This window comes from Nocardioides sp. GCM10028917 (genome assembly GCF_042666175.1).
GTDB lineage: Bacteria > Actinomycetota > Actinomycetes > Propionibacteriales > Nocardioidaceae > Nocardioides.
In genome coordinates this window covers 184,941-203,388 of sequence record NZ_JBHTFL010000001.1, presented here as the reverse complement: position 1 = coordinate 203,388, position 18,448 = coordinate 184,941, and the positions used below count along the sequence as shown (strand labels likewise).

General features: G+C 70.1%; 16 protein-coding genes. 9 read left to right on the top strand and 7 right to left on the bottom strand.

Features of this window, described 5'->3' with window-relative positions:
* Positions 1-108: 108 nt before the first annotated feature.
* Complete coding sequence (locus tag ACFQW6_RS00930) at positions 109-1,422, top strand: MFS transporter (RefSeq protein ID WP_378540310.1); 1,314 nt, start codon at positions 109-111, stop codon at positions 1,420-1,422.
* Positions 1,423-1,711: 289 nt separating this feature from the next.
* Positions 1,712-2,533, top strand: coding sequence for a hypothetical protein (locus ACFQW6_RS00925; protein ID WP_378540309.1), 822 nt, complete (start codon positions 1,712-1,714; stop codon positions 2,531-2,533).
* Positions 2,534-3,046: 513 nt separating this feature from the next.
* On the opposite strand, the gene ACFQW6_RS00920 is transcribed toward ACFQW6_RS00925, so the two are convergent.
* From ACFQW6_RS00920 to ACFQW6_RS00905, 4 genes are all read right to left on the bottom strand, one after another.
* On the bottom strand, positions 3,047-3,436 hold the full coding sequence (locus tag ACFQW6_RS00920; RefSeq protein ID WP_378540308.1) for a hypothetical protein: 390 nt from the start codon (positions 3,434-3,436) through the stop codon (positions 3,047-3,049).
* 24 nt (positions 3,437-3,460) lie between these two features.
* Positions 3,461-3,640 (bottom strand): hypothetical protein, encoded by a 180-nt coding sequence (locus tag ACFQW6_RS00915; RefSeq protein ID WP_378540307.1) that lies wholly within the window; start codon positions 3,638-3,640, stop codon positions 3,461-3,463.
* Positions 3,641-3,747: 107 nt separating this feature from the next.
* Positions 3,748-7,158 carry a heavy metal translocating P-type ATPase gene (locus ACFQW6_RS00910; RefSeq protein WP_378540306.1) on the bottom strand — a complete coding sequence of 1,137 codons (3,411 nt, stop codon included), beginning with the start codon at positions 7,156-7,158 and terminating at the stop codon, positions 3,748-3,750.
* A 63-nt stretch (positions 7,159-7,221) separates the two neighbouring features.
* On the bottom strand, positions 7,222-7,452 hold the full coding sequence (locus ACFQW6_RS00905; protein WP_378540305.1) for a heavy-metal-associated domain-containing protein: 231 nt from the start codon (positions 7,450-7,452) through the stop codon (positions 7,222-7,224).
* Between the two features lie 221 nt (positions 7,453-7,673).
* On the opposite strand from ACFQW6_RS00905, the gene ACFQW6_RS00900 reads away from it, so the two are divergent.
* The 5 genes from ACFQW6_RS00900 to ACFQW6_RS00880 all read left to right on the top strand — a co-directional run bounded on the left by ACFQW6_RS00900 (position 7,674) and on the right by ACFQW6_RS00880 (position 14,220).
* Positions 7,674-9,137 (top strand): AAA family ATPase, encoded by a 1,464-nt coding sequence (locus ACFQW6_RS00900; RefSeq protein ID WP_378540304.1) that lies wholly within the window; start codon positions 7,674-7,676, stop codon positions 9,135-9,137.
* Positions 9,134-10,480 (top strand): LuxR C-terminal-related transcriptional regulator, encoded by a 1,347-nt coding sequence (locus ACFQW6_RS00895; RefSeq protein ID WP_378540303.1) that lies wholly within the window; start codon positions 9,134-9,136, stop codon positions 10,478-10,480. Before ACFQW6_RS00900 ends, ACFQW6_RS00895 begins: the two co-directional genes overlap by 4 nt.
* 125 nt (positions 10,481-10,605) lie before the next feature.
* On the top strand, positions 10,606-11,250 hold the full coding sequence (locus ACFQW6_RS00890; protein ID WP_378540302.1) for a DJ-1/PfpI family protein: 645 nt from the start codon (positions 10,606-10,608) through the stop codon (positions 11,248-11,250).
* Between the two features lie 163 nt (positions 11,251-11,413).
* The gene (locus ACFQW6_RS00885) at positions 11,414-12,616 is read left to right on the top strand and encodes a flavin-containing monooxygenase (RefSeq protein WP_378540301.1); all 1,203 of its coding nucleotides are present in this window, start codon (positions 11,414-11,416) and stop codon (positions 12,614-12,616) included.
* Positions 12,617-12,852: 236 nt separating this feature from the next.
* Entirely contained in the window at positions 12,853-14,220 is a 1,368-nt protein-coding gene (locus tag ACFQW6_RS00880) for an MFS transporter (protein ID WP_378540300.1), read from the top strand.
* Positions 14,221-14,905: 685 nt separating this feature from the next.
* On the opposite strand, the gene ACFQW6_RS00875 is transcribed toward ACFQW6_RS00880, so the two are convergent.
* The 3 genes from ACFQW6_RS00875 to ACFQW6_RS00865 form a co-directional block, all read right to left on the bottom strand.
* On the bottom strand, positions 14,906-15,496 hold the full coding sequence (locus ACFQW6_RS00875; protein ID WP_378540299.1) for a cysteine hydrolase family protein: 591 nt from the start codon (positions 15,494-15,496) through the stop codon (positions 14,906-14,908).
* A 62-nt stretch (positions 15,497-15,558) separates the two neighbouring features.
* Positions 15,559-16,515 carry an alpha/beta hydrolase family protein gene (locus ACFQW6_RS00870; RefSeq protein WP_378540298.1) on the bottom strand — a complete coding sequence of 319 codons (957 nt, stop codon included), beginning with the start codon at positions 16,513-16,515 and terminating at the stop codon, positions 15,559-15,561.
* On the bottom strand, positions 16,512-16,874 hold the full coding sequence (locus ACFQW6_RS00865; RefSeq protein ID WP_378540297.1) for a hypothetical protein: 363 nt from the start codon (positions 16,872-16,874) through the stop codon (positions 16,512-16,514). The genes ACFQW6_RS00870 and ACFQW6_RS00865 overlap by 4 nt, the downstream gene beginning before the upstream one ends.
* Before the next feature lie 38 nt (positions 16,875-16,912).
* Here ACFQW6_RS00865 and ACFQW6_RS00860 point away from each other — a divergent pair, with 38 nt between their 5' ends.
* A complete protein-coding gene (locus ACFQW6_RS00860) occupies positions 16,913-17,542 on the top strand; it encodes a helix-turn-helix domain-containing protein (protein WP_378540296.1) in 630 nt (209 codons plus the stop codon).
* Positions 17,542-18,420, top strand: a complete 879-nt coding sequence (locus ACFQW6_RS00855; protein WP_378540295.1) for a type II CAAX prenyl endopeptidase Rce1 family protein — start codon at positions 17,542-17,544, stop codon at positions 18,418-18,420. Before ACFQW6_RS00860 ends, ACFQW6_RS00855 begins: the two co-directional genes overlap by 1 nt.
* Positions 18,421-18,448 lie beyond the last annotated feature (28 nt).

Sequence of the window (18,448 nt, the reverse complement as noted above, 5' to 3'; positions counted from 1 at the left end):
TGAGCAAGCCGTCATCGGTGTCCGGGCTGTCGTCAGGCGGGTGAACCGGGCGCACCGGTGGCGCCTACATCCGCATCATCCTTCTCGGGCGACCGTACGGAGCACGTCATGGCCGGCGCCGACCAGGGGAGCGCTGACCGCGCTGCGAGCACCGGCCCGCCCGGGTGGGATTGCATGCCTGAGGTGCAGAGAGGGTCGGCGCCGGTGCGAGTCGGGTGGAGGTTTGTCACCCTGTACGCGCTCTCGTACACGGGCGGTTCGCTGCTGTTCCTGGCGCCCCTGTTGGTGTCCTTGGCCTTGAAGGTGAACGACCTCGTCGGCATCGAGGCCGCTCCGGCCAAACTGGCCATGGTCACCGGCATCGGGTCGCTGTTCTCCATCGTGGCCAACCCGTTGTTCGGGCGGCTCAGCGACCGCACCACCTCGCGCATCGGGATGCGACGCCCCTGGATGGTGACAGGGGTGGCTCTCGGAGCGGCCGGGACCCTGACCGTCGCAACCGCCACGAGCATCACGGTCGTCCTCGTGGGTTGGTGCGTGTGCCAGGTGTTCTTCAACGCCATCCTGGCCGCTCAAACGGCGGTCCTGCCCGACCAGGTCCCGTCCGAGCAGCGAGGGATGGTCTCTGGGCTTCTCGGGTTGAGCGTGCCGGTGGCGTCGGTCGTCGGCACCTACCTCGTCCAAGCGTTCAGGGGCTCGATGCTGCTCATGTTCCTTGTGCCGTGCGGCGTCGGAGCCGCGGCCGTCCTGCTGTTCGCGTGGCGGCTATCAGACCGCCGCCTCTCTCCGCAGGACAAGCCCGCCTGGTCGCTGCGGGAACTCGCCGGCACCTTCTACGTCAACCCTCGACGCAACCCCGACTTCGCATGGGCCTTCTTCAGCCGCTTCCTCTTCATCATGGCCTACGCATTCCTGGTGACCTACCAGGCCTACTACCTCCTGGCTGAGGTCGGCATTGCGGAACCCGACGTTCCTCGACAGGTCTACCTGGGAACAGTCGTGCAGTCGCTGTGCCTCGTCCTCGTCGCACCCCTCGCGGGCCGACTGTCGGACCGCGTCGGCCGTCGGAAGCCGTTCATCGTTCTGGCGGCCGTCGTCTACGCCGCAGCACTCGTACTCCTTGCCGCCTCGAGCAGCGTTGCGGGCTACCTCGTGGCCATGGCCGTTGGCGGCGTCGGCTTCGGCATGTACATCTCGGTCGACCTGGCCCTGGTAGCGGACGTGCTGACCGACCCGCTCACCGCGGCGAAGGATCTCGGCGTCCTGAACATCGCAGGCGCAGCGCCCTTCGCCCTCGCACCCGCCCTGGCCCCGGGACTGCTCGCCCTGGGGCACGACAACTACTCCGTCCTGTACGCGGTCGCCGCAGCCTGCGCTCTGGCCGCCGCGGCTGCTGTGCTTCCCATCCGGCGTGCTGCCTAGCGTCAGGCCCTCCATTTCCACCCGGCGACCTGATGGAGGGCACCCCAGGCTCTGGATGAGTCCTGCTACTTCCAGGCCACCACCCGCAGCGTGAACTGCGCTGGTTCCGCGGCCCTCCTCTAGCCGCGGCGTCGGCTCCTATGGTTATCGGGCATTCGGGCGGGGTGCGCCGGGACCAAGGACCCTGCTGCCAGCTAACAGCGAGGAGCACTCTGGAGGCATGGAGGACCTGGGTTTGAGACAACGTGGCGAGTCGGGTGCGAGTGCGCCTGCTGTGAGGCACGCGAGCTTGGGCGAGCAGGACACCAAGTCGATCTGGCTCTGGTCGTGGACGATCTCTGTGCTGGTTGCGCTCGCCAGCGTGCTGGGTCTGACGAACCCCGGTGTCTATGGTGAGGAGACGGCGAACTGGGCTGCACAGGCGCGGGGTCAGGACGTCGGCAACCTGGTGGCCGTGGTCGTACTGCTGATCAGTGGCCGCGCCGGAGCGAGAGGTTCACATCGCGCCGCGCTGGTGTGGCTGGGCACGTTGCTCTACCTGGCGTACGCCTACACGATCTACTCCGTCGCTGTGCACTTCAACCAGCTGTTCCTCGTCTATGTGGCGGTGCTGGGCCTCAGTGCGTACGCCGTGATGTTCTCGGTGAACCGGCTGCGCGCTGAGAGCGAGACCTTGCCCGAGCCTGCCGGCCGGCGGGTCGTCGGCTACACCTCCATGGGCATTGCAGCGCTGTTCGGCCTGCTCTGGCTCAGCGAGCTCGTTCCGGCAACGATGTCGGGGGAGGTGCCGCCGAGCGTGGTCGAGGCCGGCCTCTGGGTGAACCCCGTCCACGTCATCGACCTTGCGATCCTGCTCCCGGCGATGGCAATTGCCGGCTGGCAGACGCTGAAGGGCCGCGCGGTCGGGCAGTTCTTCGCCGGTCCACTTCTTGTGTTCTCCGTGCTGATGGGCACCAGCATCGTCGCCGCCATGGTCCTTATGACGGTGGAAGGCTTCGAGGACATGCTGCCGCCGCTCATCATCGTGTCCCTCGTTGTGCTGGCCAGCGCCTTTGCCGCGTGGCGACACCTCCTGCCCCCGAGGCCGGCACCACTCTCGCGACGACGTTGACCGACGCCCCGGCCTCAGCGCGACGTTCGCGATCGGTGTCGAGCATGACGAGGAACTGCGCGGACACCAGCAGGCCGAGCGTGACCCGGGCGGGCCGTGTCGTCGCCGTGGGCGTGGCTGAGGGCGCGGTGGTCGTGGTGGTCATGGCGCGGGTCTCACGCGGCCAGTCGGGGCAGCGCGGCTTCGCACCGGGTGGCCCGCGCCGTGCCGCATCGAGGGCAGTGGCGGCCTCGGACGCAATCCATGTCCTGCCCGCACCAGCAGACGCCGGGCGTGCCGCCACCGGTGGTGGCGCGAACCGGTGTCGTGTTTGAGGTCCCGGTGTCCGAGATCGTGGTGATCTTGTCCATCGTTCTCACCGCCTTGTCGGTTGGAGCCGTTGTCGGCTGGGTTCTTCACGATCTCGCTGTACGGGCTCGCTCGAACCGGTCGAATGGCCGGGTTGGCGGCCGGGTTGGCGGCGGTTTGGTCGCCTGGCTGCGGTCGGCACCGGTCGGCGCCGCTCAGTGCTGGTCAGGGGGTCGCGACAACCGCGCCTGTGCGTACTGCACGGATGACGGAGGCAATGGCCTCCACCGAGGCGGCAGCCCCATTGGCGTCCTCGACGATGCCGGCATGGCTGGTGGCTGCGTCCCGCCGGACGGCGTTGCTGGACAGCCCGGCCATCTCCTCCTGCGCTTCCGTCCAGCCGTCGCTGTCCCGGGCGTTCTCCGCACTGGTCAGTACGACGAGCGGTCGGTCGCTGAGCGAGGTCAGCGCTCGAGCCTGCTCGAACACGATGGGGAGCATGGAGAGCTCGTCGCGGGCCTTGCGCCCGGCGCGGGGCGTCGCAGACATGGCGTCCACAGGTGCCGCGTCGTCGGCCGGGAGGTGCGACCCGGCGAGGGCTGCTCCGAGGCCCATCCGGGCCAGCGACGGAAGGACCCCCTAGGCGCGCCGCATCATGGCGTACTGCATGGGGTAGGCAGGGATGGCGTCGAACTGGCGAGGAGTCGTGCTGTCCAGCAGCACCATCTCAGCCACCCCCGCGGGGTACTGCTCGGCGTACGTCATGGCGTACGGGCCGCCGATCGAGTCGCCTGCCAGCACGGGTCGGCCTTCGACCATCAGCCATCCGGCTTACCGTCGGCGCAGGGGCACCCGCGCTCGAGCAGGCAGTGTGGACCTCGACCCTCCTCGTCGTAGACGGCGGCGAGGAGGGTCGAGGCCTCACTTCATCGTGCGGTGTCGGTGTGGATGACGAACGGGACGGTGATGACGCTGTCATCGGCGAGCCGGAACTGGGCGAACAGCCGGTAGGCGCCGGGCTCCTCGAACCGGACGTGCAGTCCTAGATCGGGGCCGAACCGGGTGCCGGGGACGGCGAGAACCGGGCGGCCCTGGTCGTCGAGGGTTTCCGCGTGCCGGTGGGAGAATCGTGTGCCGTCGGCAGAAATGACCGCGACGTGCCCAGCAGCGCCGAGGTAGGGCCGCAGGTCGTCGACCGGCTCCCCGGTGGTGGCGTCGCTGAACTCGAAGTGCAGGTCGCTTTCGTCGACGAGGACGGCGTCGCCGTGCAGGTCGACTCGGATTCCCGCCTCGACCTGAGTGCGCACGTCACCGTCCGGCACGCGCACCGGCGCCGGGGCAGTACCGGCGACCTGCAGCGGGATCGTGGCGAGCACGTCAGTCATCTGGCCTTGCTGCCGGAACTCGATGTGCGCGGTGAAGTCGCCCCCGGTCGGGAAGTCGGCGCTCACGGCGAACACTCCCGGCGTGCCGGTCGGTTCGGGGTGAATGTGCGCGAACGTGCCGAGGTCGGCCCGGGTCAGGATGAGGTGCATCCACACCTGGTGGGTGCGGACCAGGTCCTCGATCGGCTCGCCGGTCTCGGTGTCGCGCACCGACACGGTCAGGGTGGCCGGCTGGCCCGGCACGATCGGGGACGGACCGTCGACGGTGACGCTGAGTCCGGCGTCATTGGGGGTGATCGGCTCGACTTCGGTCTCCTCCATGACTGACATCGCGGGCCGCATCGGCATGCCCATGCCTTCGGACCAGGCGAGGAGCCCGTTCATGCCGCGCTCGGCGGCGTCGGTACGGGACGCGGCGGTGAACCCGGCGCCAAGGGCGAGTGCGAGGACGGCGACGGTGGCCAGGTAGGCCCACTGGCTGGCCCGGGCGCGCAGGGGCGGGTGCTCGAGCTCGGCCACGGTGGCGGGCGGGGTGAAGCGGCGCAGCCGCAGCGCGTTGGTGACCACGCTGACCGAGCTCATGGCCATCGCGGCCGAGGCCAGCACCGGGTCGAGGAGCAGGTCGTGCCACCAGTACAGGGCGCCGGCCGCGACGGGGATGAGCAGCACGTTGTACGCGAACGCCCAGGCCAGGCCCTGCTTGATGGTGGCCACGGTGCGTCGCGACAACGCGATGGCGGAGACGATGGTGCGCAGGTCCCCGCCGACCAGCGTGATGTCCGAGGCGGCGATGGCGACGTCGGTGCCGGTGCCGATCGCGATGCCAAGGTCGGCCTGGGCGAGGGCCGGGGCGTCGTTGATTCCGTCCCCGACCATGGCGGTGGTGTGCCCGGCGGCCTGGAGGGAGGCGACCCGGCGGGCCTTGTCTGCGGGGAGCACTTCGGCCATCACGTGGTCGATGCCGACCTGGGTGGCGATCGCGTGGGCGGTGCCGGTGTTGTCGCCGGTGACCATCCACACCTCGAGGCCTAGCGCTTTGAGCTGGGCGATCGCGTCGGCCGACTCCGGCTTGATCGGGTCGGCGACCACGAACAGGCCGGCCAGCTGCCCATCGACGGCGGCGTACATCGGGGTGCCGCCCTGAGCAGCGGCCTCCGCAGCGGTCTCGGCCAGCAGCGCGGTGTCGACCTGCTGGGCCCTCATGTGGGCCTGGTTGCCGACCAGGACCTGCGGCTCGCCCTCGATGGTCCGCAGTGTCGCGATGATGCCATGCCCGGGGACGGCCTCGAACGACGTCGTACGGCGCCCGTCGTGCGATCCGTGATGGGTGGCGTGGGCGGTGATGGCGGCGGCGACGGGGTGCTCGCTGCCGGCTTCGGCTTCGCCGACCAGGGCAATGAGTTCGTCGCGGCGGTGCGCCCACGAGGTGGTGGTGTGCACGGCGGTGAGGTCGGGGCGGCCTCGGGTGATGGTGCCCGTCTTGTCCAGGACCACAGCGGTGACTCGGCGGGTGGTCTCCAGCGCTTCGCCGTCTCCGATGAGGATGCCGAGCTCGGCGGCCTTGCCGGTGCCAACCATGACCGCCGTCGGGGTGGCCAGCCCGAGCGCGCAGGGGCACGCGATGATGAGGATCGCGACGGTGGTGTTGATGGCCAGGGTGAGGGACCCACCGGTCCCGGTTCCGGCCAGCGTGGCCCAGAGGACGAAGTTCGCGGCGGCGACCAGCAGGACCGCGGGGACGAACCAGGCGGCCGCCGTGTCGGCGAGCCTCTGCATGGGGACCTTCGAGCCCTGGGCGTTCTCGACCAGGTGGACGATCTGCGCGAGGGTGCCGTCGGCGCCGGTGGCCGTGACCTCCATCAAGAGGCTGCCGGTGCCGTTGAAGGTCGCGCCGATGACCGTGTCGCCGGCGGTCTTCGTGACGGGCACGGACTCCCCGGTGAGCATCGATTCGTCGACGCTGGAGGCGCCCTCGACAACCGTGCCGTCGAGGGGGATCTTTTCTCCGGGTCGGACCCGGACGACGGCCCCGACCCCCACCTCGTCCAACGGGACGTCGGTCTCGGTGAGGTGTCCGTCGGGGTGACGGGTGACAACCCGGGCGGTGGTGGGGACGAGCCCGACGAGCGCCTTGATGGAGGCCGCCGTGCGCTTCTTGGCGCGCAGTTCGAGCCAGCGGCCCATCAGAACGAGCGCGACAATGACCAGGGCCGTTTCGAAGTACACGTGCAGGGGCAGGCCCCACTTCTCGGCGAGGCCGGGCCACAACGTGACGAACGCGGAGTAGCCGTAGGCGACGCCCGTCCCGAGCGCGACGAGGGTGTTCATGCTGGTGCCGCGGTGCTTGGCCACGGCCCACGCGGCCTTGTAGATGTCTGCGCCGGCCCAGGCCTGCACGACCGTGGCGACCACGAAGATGGCGGGCATGAGCCAGTCCATGGTGTCCAGGTGGATCGGCACGTACATGATCGCCATCAGCCCCAGGCCAGTGGTGAGCGCCACCTGCCAGCGCCTCTTCAGTGCGGCGATCTCGTGGTCGCGGCGCCGGTCGAGTTCGTCGACCTGGTCACCCGCTGCACCTGACTCGGGTCGCGTCGCAGGGGCGCTCTGGGAGGCGGGGGAAGCGTTCGTGTCGGCGGAGGCCGAGGCGTTGGCGTTGGCGGCGGCGGTGGGACGCGGGGTGCCGGTGTAGCCGGCCTTCACGACCGCCTCGGTCATCGTCTGGGTGGACGTGGTCTGCGGTTGGTAGATGACCACCGCGGTCTCGTTCGCCAGGTTGACCGTGGCCGTGACCACCCCGTCGACCCTTTTGAGGGCCTTCTCGACGCGGCCCACGCAGGAGGCGCAGGTCATTCCGCCGATGTCGAGGGTGCACTCGACGGTGGTGTTCTCGCTGCCCGGGGCCGGGGTGTTGGTCCCAGGTTGGGCGCTGTTGGGGGTGGTCACGGTCATGGTGTGCTCCGTTTGTGGCAGGGGATGCGGTGAGCTGCGAGGCCCTCGGAAGGGCGTGATGCGTCAGGAGACGAACTGGTAGCCGGCCTCGTCGATCGCGTGGGCGACCTGCTGCGGGTCCAGGGGCTGGTCGTGGGTGACCGTGACCTCACCGGTGGGCAGGCTGACCTGGACGGTCTGGACGCCGGGCAGGGCGTCGAGCTCACGGCCGACGGCCATGGCGCAGTGGTCGCAGGTCATGCCGGCTACCTGAAGGCTGGTCGTGGTGCGGGTGTCGGGGCTGGAGGTCTGCATGCGCGTGTCCTGTCTGTGCGGGGCTCCGCCCGGGTGGCGAAGTGACTGGGCTGATGTTGCGCCGGCGGGGGATGGGGTCGCACCGGCTGAATCACCGGGTTCGTCACCGGGTTCCTCGTCCATCGCGCCGGTGACGCGGCGAGGCTCTGCATCGGCGCTGGTGGCGGCCGATGCAAGGTTCGGTCCGGCGCGATGTCGCGCGATGGAGGTAACCTCGCGCCGTGCGGATCCACGGGCGGGGGATCGAGCAGGCGCAGATCGGTGCCCTGCTTGAGTCGGCACGTGCGGGGACCGGAGGCGTGCTGGTCGTGCGCGGCGAGCCGGGCGTCGGGAAGTCCGCACTGCTGGCCGACGCCGTCGCCCCTCTGCTGGTCGACTCAAGCGTCACGGTGCTCCACACCCAAGGCATCGAGTCCGAGGCGCCGCTACCGTTTGCCGCGCTGCAGCGGCTGTTGCGGCCGCTGATGCGCCGGCATGCGGATGACATCGCGGCGCCGCAGGCCCACGCGCTGCGGGTGGCGTTCGGGGAGGTCCACGATCAGGACGTCTCTCCGGACGCGGCCGATGGTGACCGGTTCCGGGTGTTCCTGGGCACCCTGAACCTCTTCTCCGCCGCGGCCGACACGCAGCCGGTCGTCGCTGTCATCGACGACGCCCACTGGCTGGACGAGGCGTCAGCCGCGGCCCTGCTGTTCGCGGCCCGGCGCCTGAACATGGAGCGCGTCGCGCTGCTGTTCGGAGCCCGAGACGGGGACGTGCGCACCTTCGACGCCGGCGACCTGCCCGCTCTCCGCTTGAGCGGCCTCGACCGGACGGCAGTGGGCGACCTGCTCGCCGACCGATCCGGGGGTCTCGTATCCCCGGAGGTGTCCGCGCAGCTGCTCGCCGCGACCGGCGGGAACCCGTTGGCGCTCGTGGAGCTTCCCGAGGTCCTCACGGCCGGACAGCTCGAAGGAAGCGCGCCGCTGCCCGGGAGGCTCCCAGTCACCGGCGGCGTCGAGCGGGTGTTTGCCGAGCGCGCCGGGCGTCTCGGCCCGGACGCGCAACGGCTGCTCCTCATCGCAGCCACTGACGACTCGACCGAGATCGCAGTCATACGCGCCGCGGCCCGTGCACTGGGCGTCGACCCTGACGCCCTGGACGAGGTCGAGCGATCCGGGCTGGTCACCGTGACTGACGGAGTGCTGGAGATGCGGCACCCCTTGGTGCGTTCGGCCATCTACACCGGCGCCACCACGGTCGCGCGTCGGGCCGCACACCAAGCGCTGGCCGACGCGCTGACGCCCAACCCCGATGACGCGTCCCAAACTGCAGCGGCGGTGTCTGGACGAGCTGATCCCGACCGGCGCGCTTGGCACCGCGCCGCCGCCGCGGACGAACCCGACGAGTCCGTGGTCGCCGACCTCGACGAAGCAGCCGCACGCGCACACCGCCGCGGAGCGCACGAAGCCGCCGCCCGGGCCTACGAACGCGCCAGCGAGCTCACCACAGACACCGAGGGCCGAGCCCGACGGCTCTACCTCGCCGCCCGTTGTGCCTGGCTGACCGGACACCCCTCCGGGCTCGCAGCCTCAGCGAGGCGGCACTCACCCACGTCACCGACCCCGGGCTACGCGCCGACATCGCCCGACTCCGAGCCCGGGTGGAGTGGAACACCGGATCGGTACAGCTCGGACATCGGATGATCCTGCAAGCCGCCGCGGAGGTCGCCAACCACGACGCGGCCCGGGCCCGGGAGATGGCAATGTTCGCCGCCGCGATCGCCGCGTTCGGCGGCGACTCCGGCATCGACCTCCGGCCGCTCGACTTCGCCAACCCACCCGGCCCCGAGGCGCCCGCTCGCGAGCACGCATTCGCCGACCTGCTCATCGGACTCGACCACGTCGTGCACGACCGCTGGAACGACGCCGCAACGGTCATGGCGCACGTGTTCGCCACCGCTGAGGTCCTCGACGCCGCCGACCAGGACCTGCTGCCCAACCTGGGCATCGCCGCGCTGCACGTGGGCGATGACGCTGCCGCCTCCGAGTACCACCGCCGGCTGCTGTCGCGAGCCCGAGACACCGGCGCGATGGTGATGGTGCTCTACGCCCAGACCCGACTCGCGCTGATCGAGACCGCCACCGGAGCCTGGTCGTCGGCCGAAGCACGCTGTGCCGAGGCCGTCGCCCTGGGTGAGGAGACCGGGCAACCCGCTCTTGCGACAACGCCGAAGGCGCTGCAGCTCCTCATCGCAGCACGACGCGCTTCAGTGACCTACGAGCCGCTGCTGGTAGAGGTCGAGACCGCGCTGGCCGCGCAGGCCGTCGGCATCCTGGACGGGATCTGCCGCGATCTGGTGAGGTGGGCGAAAGGGCTCCACGCGCTGGGCTCCGGCGCCAAGCCCACCGCCGCGTTCCACCAGTTCGGTCAGATCTCCCACGACATCACCAAGCGCATGGCCGGCGTCGACCGGGTCGAAACGGCGGTGGCCGCGGGTCAGGACGCGGCCGCGCGTTTGTGGGTCGAGGATCTCACCACGTTCGCCGACGCGACCGGTCAAGCGTGGGCCCGTGCTGCTGCGGCCCATGCCCTCGCCCTCGTGGACCCCGACACGGCCGAGGAGCACTTCGAGGCCGCGTTGGCTGCGCACCCGAACTCCGGCGGGCGGGTGTTCGACCGGGCCCGAACCCAGCTCGCCTACGGCGAGTGGCTACGCCGCAACCGCCGCCGCGTCGACGCCCGCGAGCAGCTTCGCGTCGCGCTGGCCACGTTCGAGGACCTCGACGCCAAGTCCTGGGCGGACCGCGCGGCCGCCGAACTCCGAGCATCGGGGGAAACCGCTCGCAAACGCGACAACTTCGAGCCGCTCAAACTCACCGCGCAGGAACTCGCCGTCGCCACCCAGGTTCAACACGGCCTGTCCAACCGTGAAGTCGCCGCGCAACTATTCCTCTCCCCGCGCACCGTGGACTTCCACCTGCGGAACGTGTTCGCCAAGACCGGCGTCACGTCCCGGGTCGAGCTTGCTCAGCTCGCCCTCACCTGACGATCCGAACAGGCGGTCACGCTGAACCCGGCGATTTCACCGGCGCGACCAGGTGACGCCGGTTCGTAGCGTTTGTCGTCCCAGGCACCGCATCCCGCGGCGGCCGTCAAGGCGAGGAGCCTGCCGTGCAGACCACGATGAGCGTCGCGATCTTGCTGTTCGACCGGGTCACTGCCCTCGATGCGGTCGGGCCCTACGAGGTTCTCTCGCGCCTGCCGGGCAGCCGCGTCACTTTCGTCGGCGAGCGTCTCGGCCCGGTCCGTACCGACACCGGCCACCTCGCGCTGCACGTCGACGCCACCCTCGAGGACGTCGAGACCGCCGACGTCCTCGTCATCCCGGGCGGCATCGGGCAGCAGGCTCACATGGGTGCGGGAGCGGTCCACGACTGGGTGCGCCACCTCGACACCACCACGACCTGGACGACGTCGGTGTGCACCGGGTCGCTCATCCTGGCCGCAGCCGGCCTCCTGCGAGACCGGGCGGCGACCAGCCACTGGATGCGCCGCGAGGATCTTGCCCACTTCGGCGCCACTCCGACCGACGAGCGGGTGGTGTTCGACGGCAAGTACGTCACCGCCGCTGGCGTATCCGTCGGTGTCGACATGGCCCTCACGCTGGCAGACAAGATCGCCGGCCGCCGCGCCACCGAAGCCATCCAGTGCGGCATCGAGTACGACCCGCATCCGCCCTACGACGCGGGCCACCCCGGCAAGGTCGATCCCGGCATCGTCGCCGACCTGCAGACCCTCAAGAACATCCTCTTCTAGCTTCCAGCACCCGCACCAGAACACCCACCCGCACCCCGGCCCAAGCCGAGGTTCCCCACAGTCGGGTCCGCGGGCCGTAGGGGACCCCCCAGGCGTGCCCCCGACGCCGCACCCAGCGGCCCGCGGACCCTTTCCACCATTCGTCTCGACCAGGAGCCGCCCCGTGACCACACCCGCCACCCCGCCCACGCCGGACACTGGCCACGCGGACATACCCGCGGACGCTCGGAAAGAGCAGGACGCCCTCGACGTCATCGTGATCGGGGCCGGCCAGGCGGGACTCGCCGTTGCATGGCACCTGACCCAGCAGCACGCCCGGTTCGTTGTACTCGACGCGGCCCCGCAACTCGGCCATTCCTGGCGATCACGGTGGGACTCGCTGCGGCTCTTCTCCCCGGCCCAGTACGACTCGCTGCCAGGCATGGACTTCCCCGCCGCTCGGGACACCTACCCCGGCAAGGACGACGTCGCCGACTACCTCACCGGCTACGCCGAGCAGTTCCAGCTGCCCATCCTCCTCGGACATCGCGTCACCCGACTCCAACATCACCCGACCACGAACGGCCAGCACCCGGTGTTCACCGTGCACACCAGCCACGGACCGCTGCGCGCGCGACAGGTCGTGGTGGCCACCGGCGCATTCCAGAAGCCCCACCGACCCAGCTTGGCCGATGCCCTCAACGACCGAGTCGTGCAAGTGCACTCCGCGCACTACCGCAACCCCGACCAGCTACCTCCCGGGCCCGTGCTGGTCGTCGGTGCCGGCAACTCCGGCCTGCAAATTGCTGAGGAGCTGGCCACCCACCCCACCCCCGCCGGTAGCAGCGACAAGGACGGTGATCTTGAACGCCCGGTGCACCTCGCGGTCGGCACGACGCCACCACAGCTGCCGCAACGGTTCGCGGGCCGCGACCTGTTCTGGTGGCTGAGCAAGACGGGCGCAATCCACAAGCCGGCCACCTCTCTTCTCGCCCGGCGCATGCGGGCCCGAGGAGACGTGGTCATCGGCACCAGCCTGTCCCGGGTCAAGAGCTTGGGCGTCAACGCCCGCCCGCGGGTGACCGGGGCCGGACCGAACGGCGTCGAGTTCGCCGACGGCACGAGGCTCGCCCCGGCGAGCGTGATCTGGTCGACCGGGTTCACAGCCGACTACACCTGGGTAGACGTGCCCGGCGTCGTCACCGACACACCCCGCGGTGGAACCGTGGTCCATGAGCGAGGCGTCACCGCCGTCCCCGGGCTGTACTTCATCGGCCTGCCCTGGCAGCACTCCCGCGGGTCTGCGCTGCTCGGATTCGTCCGACACGACGCGGCCTGGCTCGCCGAACGGCTGTACGCCCACCGCACCCAGCTCCCCGGTCTGTAGAGGCAGCCACGACCCGCTGACCTGCCTAACGGGAAGGGGTGGCGCGATGGCCGATTGGGCGTTGACGATGCCGATGCCGCCGCGTAAATCTGAATGGCATGCGAGGACCGGAAAGTCGCACGGAAGCCGCCGTGGGGACACCGACACAGGACCGGTATGAGGTGGCGTGGGCGGGTCAGTGGCGGGCGCTGCGCCGCACCACCGGACGCCAGCGGCGTGCGCTTGGCTCTAGTTGGGTGGGGTTCTTCGTCGACATGGTCGACATCTACTTGCCGGTGATCGCTCTCGCTCCGGCCATTGCGTACTTCCAGCCTGAGACCCTCGCCGCCGGCCAGGCCGGCACACTGTTCTTCGTCACGTTCGCTGCCACCCTCCTGGGGCGACCCGTCGGCGCACTGATCTTCGGCCACCTCGCCGACACCATCGGTCGCCGGCGGGTCACGCTCGCATCGATCGCCGGGTTCAGCGTCTGCACGATCCTCATCGGCCTGCTGCCCGGCCACGCCACCTGGGGACTAGCGGCACCGGCCGCGCTGATCGGCCTGCGCTTCCTCGACGGCATCTTTCTCGGAGGCGAGTACACCGCGGCCACGCCCCTCGCGTTCGAGCACTGCCCGCCCGGCGCCCGCGGCCTGTTCGGTGGCCTGCTGATGAGCGCCTACGCCGCTGCGTACGCCGCCGTGTCCGCGCTCGTGCTGGTCCTTCTCCTCCTGCTGCCCGCTGGTGCCTACCAAGCATGGGGGTGGCGCGTGCCGTTCCTCGCCGGCGGTCTGGCCGGGCTGGTGTTCCTCCTGTGGAGAACACGCGTCCCGGAGTCACCGCTGTGGCAGGCCTCCGCGGCTGCGCGTCAAGGATCCGAAGGTCGCGGCGACGCCGGGGGAGACCCACGGGCCGCCGCACGGCAGGCTCCCGTACTGGTGCTCCTGAGCGGCGCATCGCGGCGCGACTTCGTGCAAGTCCTCGTGCTGATGGTCGGCCTGTGGCTGGTCGCCACCAGCGTCGTGTCAGTGCTGCCGCAGCGCCTGCTTGCGCACCTTGGCCAGTCCCCGGTCTGGGTCACTACGGTGCTCCTCGCCGCGCAACCGGTCGTGATTGGTGGTTTCATAGCGGCTGGCATGACCAGCCAGAAGGTCGGGCGTCGTCGTGCCCTCGCCCTGGGGGGCACGGTGTCCGGGACCGCCGGTTTCACCTGCTACGTCCTCACGTTGACGCTTCCGGTGGCCGGCTGGCTACTTGCGATCCTGGTAGTCGCGACCGAGGTGACCACCCTGGCGGTGTGGGGAGTAGTCACCTCCTACGTCAACGAGCGCTTCGCCACGAACATCCGCGCCACAGGGTTCGGCATGGCCTACAGCCTGGCGCTCGTCCCGGCCAGCTTCTACGCGTTCTACCTGACCGGGCTCACTCGGCTGATGCCCGAACGTCTCACCCAGCTCGTGCTCCTTGGCATCGGCAGCCTGATGGCGCTCGGCGGAGCCTGGTGGGGCCCGGAGACACGTGACGTCGACCTCGCAAGGGTCGGTGCTTCGCCAGCGATCGACGCCCCCGCGGACGTCACGAGCACCGGCGTTGCATGCGCCACGCCCTCGCGGCAAGACCAGTAGCGGTTGCGCGATTCCCGGGCGAGCCGACCGCCGTCAGGCGGGTGCGCCGCGGCGCCGTAGGAGGTATCCGCGCCCGGGGGCCACCCCCGAGCAGAACCCGGCAGTCTCACCGGCGCGACCAGGTGACCTCCAGGGCAAGTGTTGTCTTCATCAGCATCCCGCCCACGCAGCAATCTGAGACAGCAGGAGGTGGCCGTCATGGCCAATCAGAGAATCCTCGAGGAGGAGTCCGGAGTCAGCACCCCAATCCATCCTCCACACCCGCACAACGGCTACTACGCCGGCGACTTCACCAACGTTCCGTTCCGTAACCCCAGTGCCTCCACGGACGCGCCGATGTTCGCGGTTGCTGCCTGGTCCCACCCTCGGCCCTGAGCGCGCACGGGGCCCGGACGGGGCCCGGACGGGAGCCACGCATCGTGCTGTTCACACCCCACATACGGCCGCGGGCGTCGGCACGATGGACGATGTTCCCGGCGTGCGAAGAGCGCCGGATGAGGCTTGATCGGGGGTCGCACTTCGCTGTAGGAGAAGGACAAGACGCTTCACTAGGGATGGCACGACCGGCGGGGCCGGCCTACGTGCACCGCGTGAACAGGCCCGTGAAGCGGCGAACCGACGCAGCGTGGACGAGACCAGGCTGCGGGTGCTTCGTGACAGCGCGGTCGCCGTTGTTCCGCTCCGGTTAGGTGGCGGGGGCTACTTCCAGCAGTTGCCGTGTGTTCGCCAGCGTTGCGAACTCTTCGTGCAAGTTCGTGGCGGTAACCGCTGCGAGCTGGTCCGCGCTGACGACGGTCCCGTCCGGCGCCCGGCGGTCGAAGGTGTGGGTTGCGTCCAGGACAAAGACGACGTGATGTCCGAGGTTCCCTCCGACGCGGGCGGTGGTCTCGCAGCAGTGGTTGGTCGTGATGCCCGCTACGACGAGGCCGATCAGCTCGCGTTCGCGCAGCCACCGATGAAGGTCAGGCTTGCCGTGGAAGCAGGAGTTGACGTGCTTGGTGATGAGCAGGTCCGGGGTGCCGGTGACCACTTCCTTGAAGTCGTTGCCTGGCTGCCCTGGTCGTAGCGGTGAGTCCGGGTCGGTCGAGTCATGGCGGACGAACACCACGGGCCGATGGTGGGCGCGCCACTCGGCCAGGAGGGAGGCGATGTTCTGCTCGCACTCGGGGTTGTTGCGGGTGCCCCAGTAGTCGGCGTCATCGAAGGCGCGTTGCACGTCCACGAGGAGCAGGGCGAGGCGGTCCAGGTCCGGCAGGTCTGGGGCGGGGATGTCCACGGGTGACAGTGTGGAGGAGGTCGGGCTCTTGTGGGCGGTACCGCGTCGGGGAGAGGTCTGGTTCACCGTGTGCCGCCCATGTGTGCGCTGACCCAGTCCACGACGAGGCCGACGAGCTCGGGGTCGACGGGTTGGCGCATCTCGCGCTTGTATCCGGACAGGGACGCGGGTCCGGGCTGGGGTCGCAGGATGTGGCTGAGGTCGGCGAGTTCGTGCGTCTCCACGTCGGCCGGGACGAGGTCGCGGATGGTGGCAAGGTCGGCGGCCGGGACTTGGAGGTCCTTGCCGCCGGTGACGGCGAGCACCGGAACAGTGATGCGGGCGAGGTCGGTGCGGGGGTCGTGGACCATGAACTCTCGGTGCCAGCGGGCGTTGATCTTCGCGCCCTCGATGCGGGCCGCATCGGTGGTCGTGGCCTTGATCTTGGTGTGCGTCTTGGCGGTGCGGGCCTCCAGGTCGGTGCGCAGGAGCCGCAGCAGGCCGCGGATCGCGCGGGGCAGGGTGGGGGCGATCTGTGCGGACTGCCAGCGCAGCAACTCCTCGCCCGGTGTCGCGGAGCAGCTCAGCAGGACCAAGCCCGCGGCGGGTGCGCCGGCGGCGGCCAGGCCCGCGGCGTGGAGCCCGCCCTCGGAGTGGCCGAGGACGACGATCCGAGTTGGATCCACCTCGGGGCGCGCGGCGAGGAACTCGAGGGCGGCTGCGGCGTCGTCGCGATTGTCGTAGAAGCCGGCGGTGTGCCAGCTCCCGGTGCTCCCGCCGACGCCGCGCTTGTCGTAGCGGAACGTCGCGACCCCCACCGTGCCGAGCGCATCGGCTAGCTGGCCGGTGATGCCCAGGGGCATGCGCTTGTGGTCGGAGTTCCGATCGAGCGGTCCGGACCCCGGCACGAGCAGGACGCCAGGGAGCGGGCCCTCGCCGCGAGGGAGCGCGAGGGTGCCGGCAAGGGTCTCCACGCCGGACCGAAAGGTCACGGCGTACTCGGGCACGGGAGCCTCCTGGGCGCCGTCGAGGGTGGTCATCGTGCGCGGTCCGAGAGATGCGCCGCGAGTTCGCTCTGGAGCTTCTCGGGGGCGTCGGTGGTGATGAGCAGGGTGGCGTAGCGGTGCCCCGTGAGCGTCAGTCGCACGGCCGGGCCGTGGCCCCGCACAGCGACCAGCGTCTTGCCGGTGCGCGAGCGCCAGGTACCTAGCTTTCGCCGTCCCGGCAGCCCCAGACCGGGGGCCCGCAGTCCCTTCGCAGCCGCAAGCCCGTCGGGAACCACCTCGACGGCCGATACGGCGGCAAGCGGGACGTGCTGATCGCGAAGGAACCCGGCGACCTTCTCTGCGCGGGTAAACGAGACGGTGAGCGTGGTGCCATCCAGAGTGAGCGTTGTCATGGTTGACATTGTTATCATTCGTGGGAATGATGTCAACCATGACTCCTCCCCCCGACCAGTCTGAGCAGCGCATGCGACCGGCCGACGTCGTGCTGCACCCGGTCCGCATGCGGATCGTCCAAGCGTTCCTCGGCGACCGGGAGCTGACCACCGGCGACCTGCGCGCGGAGATCGCCGATGTTCCGAGCGCCACTTTGTACCGCCAGGTGGCGGCGCTCGCCCGGGGAGGCGTCCTCGACGTCGTGGACGAGAAGCGCGTCCGCGGAGCCGTGGAGCGCACCTACCGGTTGCACACCGGCACGACGCTTGTCGACGGAGACCAGGCGCGGGAGATGACCGTCGAGGAGCACCGCCAGGCGTTCATGACGTTCGTCGTGGGGCTTCTCGCCGACTTCGACCACTACTTGGACCGCGGCGAGGTGGACATGGCCCGCGACCTGGCCGGGTTCCGGCAGAACGCCATGTACCTGACAGATGAGGAGATGTCCGCGGTCGTCACCGAACTGCGAGCCGTCCTGGACCCCCGCATCGCACTCCCGCCGGCACCCGGGCGCACCCGGCGACTGTTCTCCACCGTACTGATGCCCGACGCCAACGCGCCGACCACCACCGACACCACCACGCCCGACATCGGCGAGCGGGCACCATCCCCTAAGGAACACGACTGATGAGCATGATGCAGACGGGCACCGCGCCCACCGCCCGCCCCGAGCTGCCGGTCAGGAACCGCAGCACCCTGATCGTCTTCTTCACCCTCGCCTACGGCCTGTCCTGGACCGTGTGGGGCACGACGCTCGCGCAGCAGGCCGGCTGGATCGGCTGGTCCGTCCCCGCCGAGCCGTTCGCGTTCCTCGCCGTGTCCGTTGCTGCACTCGTCGCCACGTCCGTCTTCGGCGGACGGGCAGCTCTGCGCTCGTTCGGGGCCCGACTGATCCTGTGGCGCGTGCCGGTCCGCTGGTACGTCGCCGCGGTCGCCCTTCCCGCGCTCCCGGCGGTCGCCGCGCTCGGTCTCCACCTCGCGCTCGGCGGCCAGCACGACGTCCACGCCCTCGTGCCGCTGGCCGCCGTACTGCCGCTGCTGCTGAGCCAGCTGGTCCTTCACCTGCTCACCGAGGAGGCCGGCTGGCGCGGTGTGGCCCTGCCACGCCTGCGCGCCGGCTTCGGCTCCCTGCCCGCTGGGCTACTCCTGGGTCTGCTGTGGGCCGGATGGCACATCCCGATGTTCTTCCTCGATGACACCCGCCAGACCTACCCGTTCGCCGGCTTCCTGGTCATGGTCGTGTCCATCAGCGTGGTCATGACCTGGGTGTGGGACCACACCGGCGGCAGCGTCTTGATCGCCGCACTGTTTCACGCAGCGATGAACACCGCCTGGGCTGTTCTCAACATCCTGTGGGGTGACGACCGTCTGTTCTGGCTCTGCGTCGCCTTCACCGTGGCCCTCGCGGCCGTCGTTGCCGTCCGGCAACTTCGGGACACCACCGCGGCACCGGTACCCGCACCTCGTGCCGCCACCCTCACCGCCGGCGCGGCCAGCCGCGCCTGACCCCCCCCACATCCAAGAAGGGCGCACC

What these genes read in the sequence shown, in the direction of transcription:
- ACFQW6_RS00860 (WP_378540296.1), top strand. Translation starts at nt 16,913, where the DNA reads ATGACTCCTCCCCCCGACCAGTCTGAGCAGCGCATGCGACCGGCCGAC.
- ACFQW6_RS00870 (WP_378540298.1), bottom strand. Translation starts at nt 16,515, where the DNA reads ATGACCACCCTCGACGGCGCCCAGGAGGCTCCCGTGCCCGAGTACGCC.
- ACFQW6_RS00920 (WP_378540308.1), bottom strand. Translation starts at nt 3,436, where the DNA reads ATGGGCCTCGGAGCAGCCCTCGCCGGGTCGCACCTCCCGGCCGACGAC.
- ACFQW6_RS00855 (WP_378540295.1), top strand. Translation starts at nt 17,542, where the DNA reads ATGAGCATGATGCAGACGGGCACCGCGCCCACCGCCCGCCCCGAGCTG.
- ACFQW6_RS00915 (WP_378540307.1), bottom strand. Translation starts at nt 3,640, where the DNA reads ATGGTCGAAGGCCGACCCGTGCTGGCAGGCGACTCGATCGGCGGCCCG.
- ACFQW6_RS00910 (WP_378540306.1), bottom strand. Translation starts at nt 7,158, where the DNA reads ATGACCGTGACCACCCCCAACAGCGCCCAACCTGGGACCAACACCCCG.
- ACFQW6_RS00930 (WP_378540310.1), top strand. Translation starts at nt 109, where the DNA reads ATGGCCGGCGCCGACCAGGGGAGCGCTGACCGCGCTGCGAGCACCGGC.
- ACFQW6_RS00895 (WP_378540303.1), top strand. Translation starts at nt 9,134, where the DNA reads ATGATCCTGCAAGCCGCCGCGGAGGTCGCCAACCACGACGCGGCCCGG.
- ACFQW6_RS00865 (WP_378540297.1), bottom strand. Translation starts at nt 16,874, where the DNA reads ATGACAACGCTCACTCTGGATGGCACCACGCTCACCGTCTCGTTTACC.
- ACFQW6_RS00905 (WP_378540305.1), bottom strand. Translation starts at nt 7,452, where the DNA reads ATGCAGACCTCCAGCCCCGACACCCGCACCACGACCAGCCTTCAGGTA.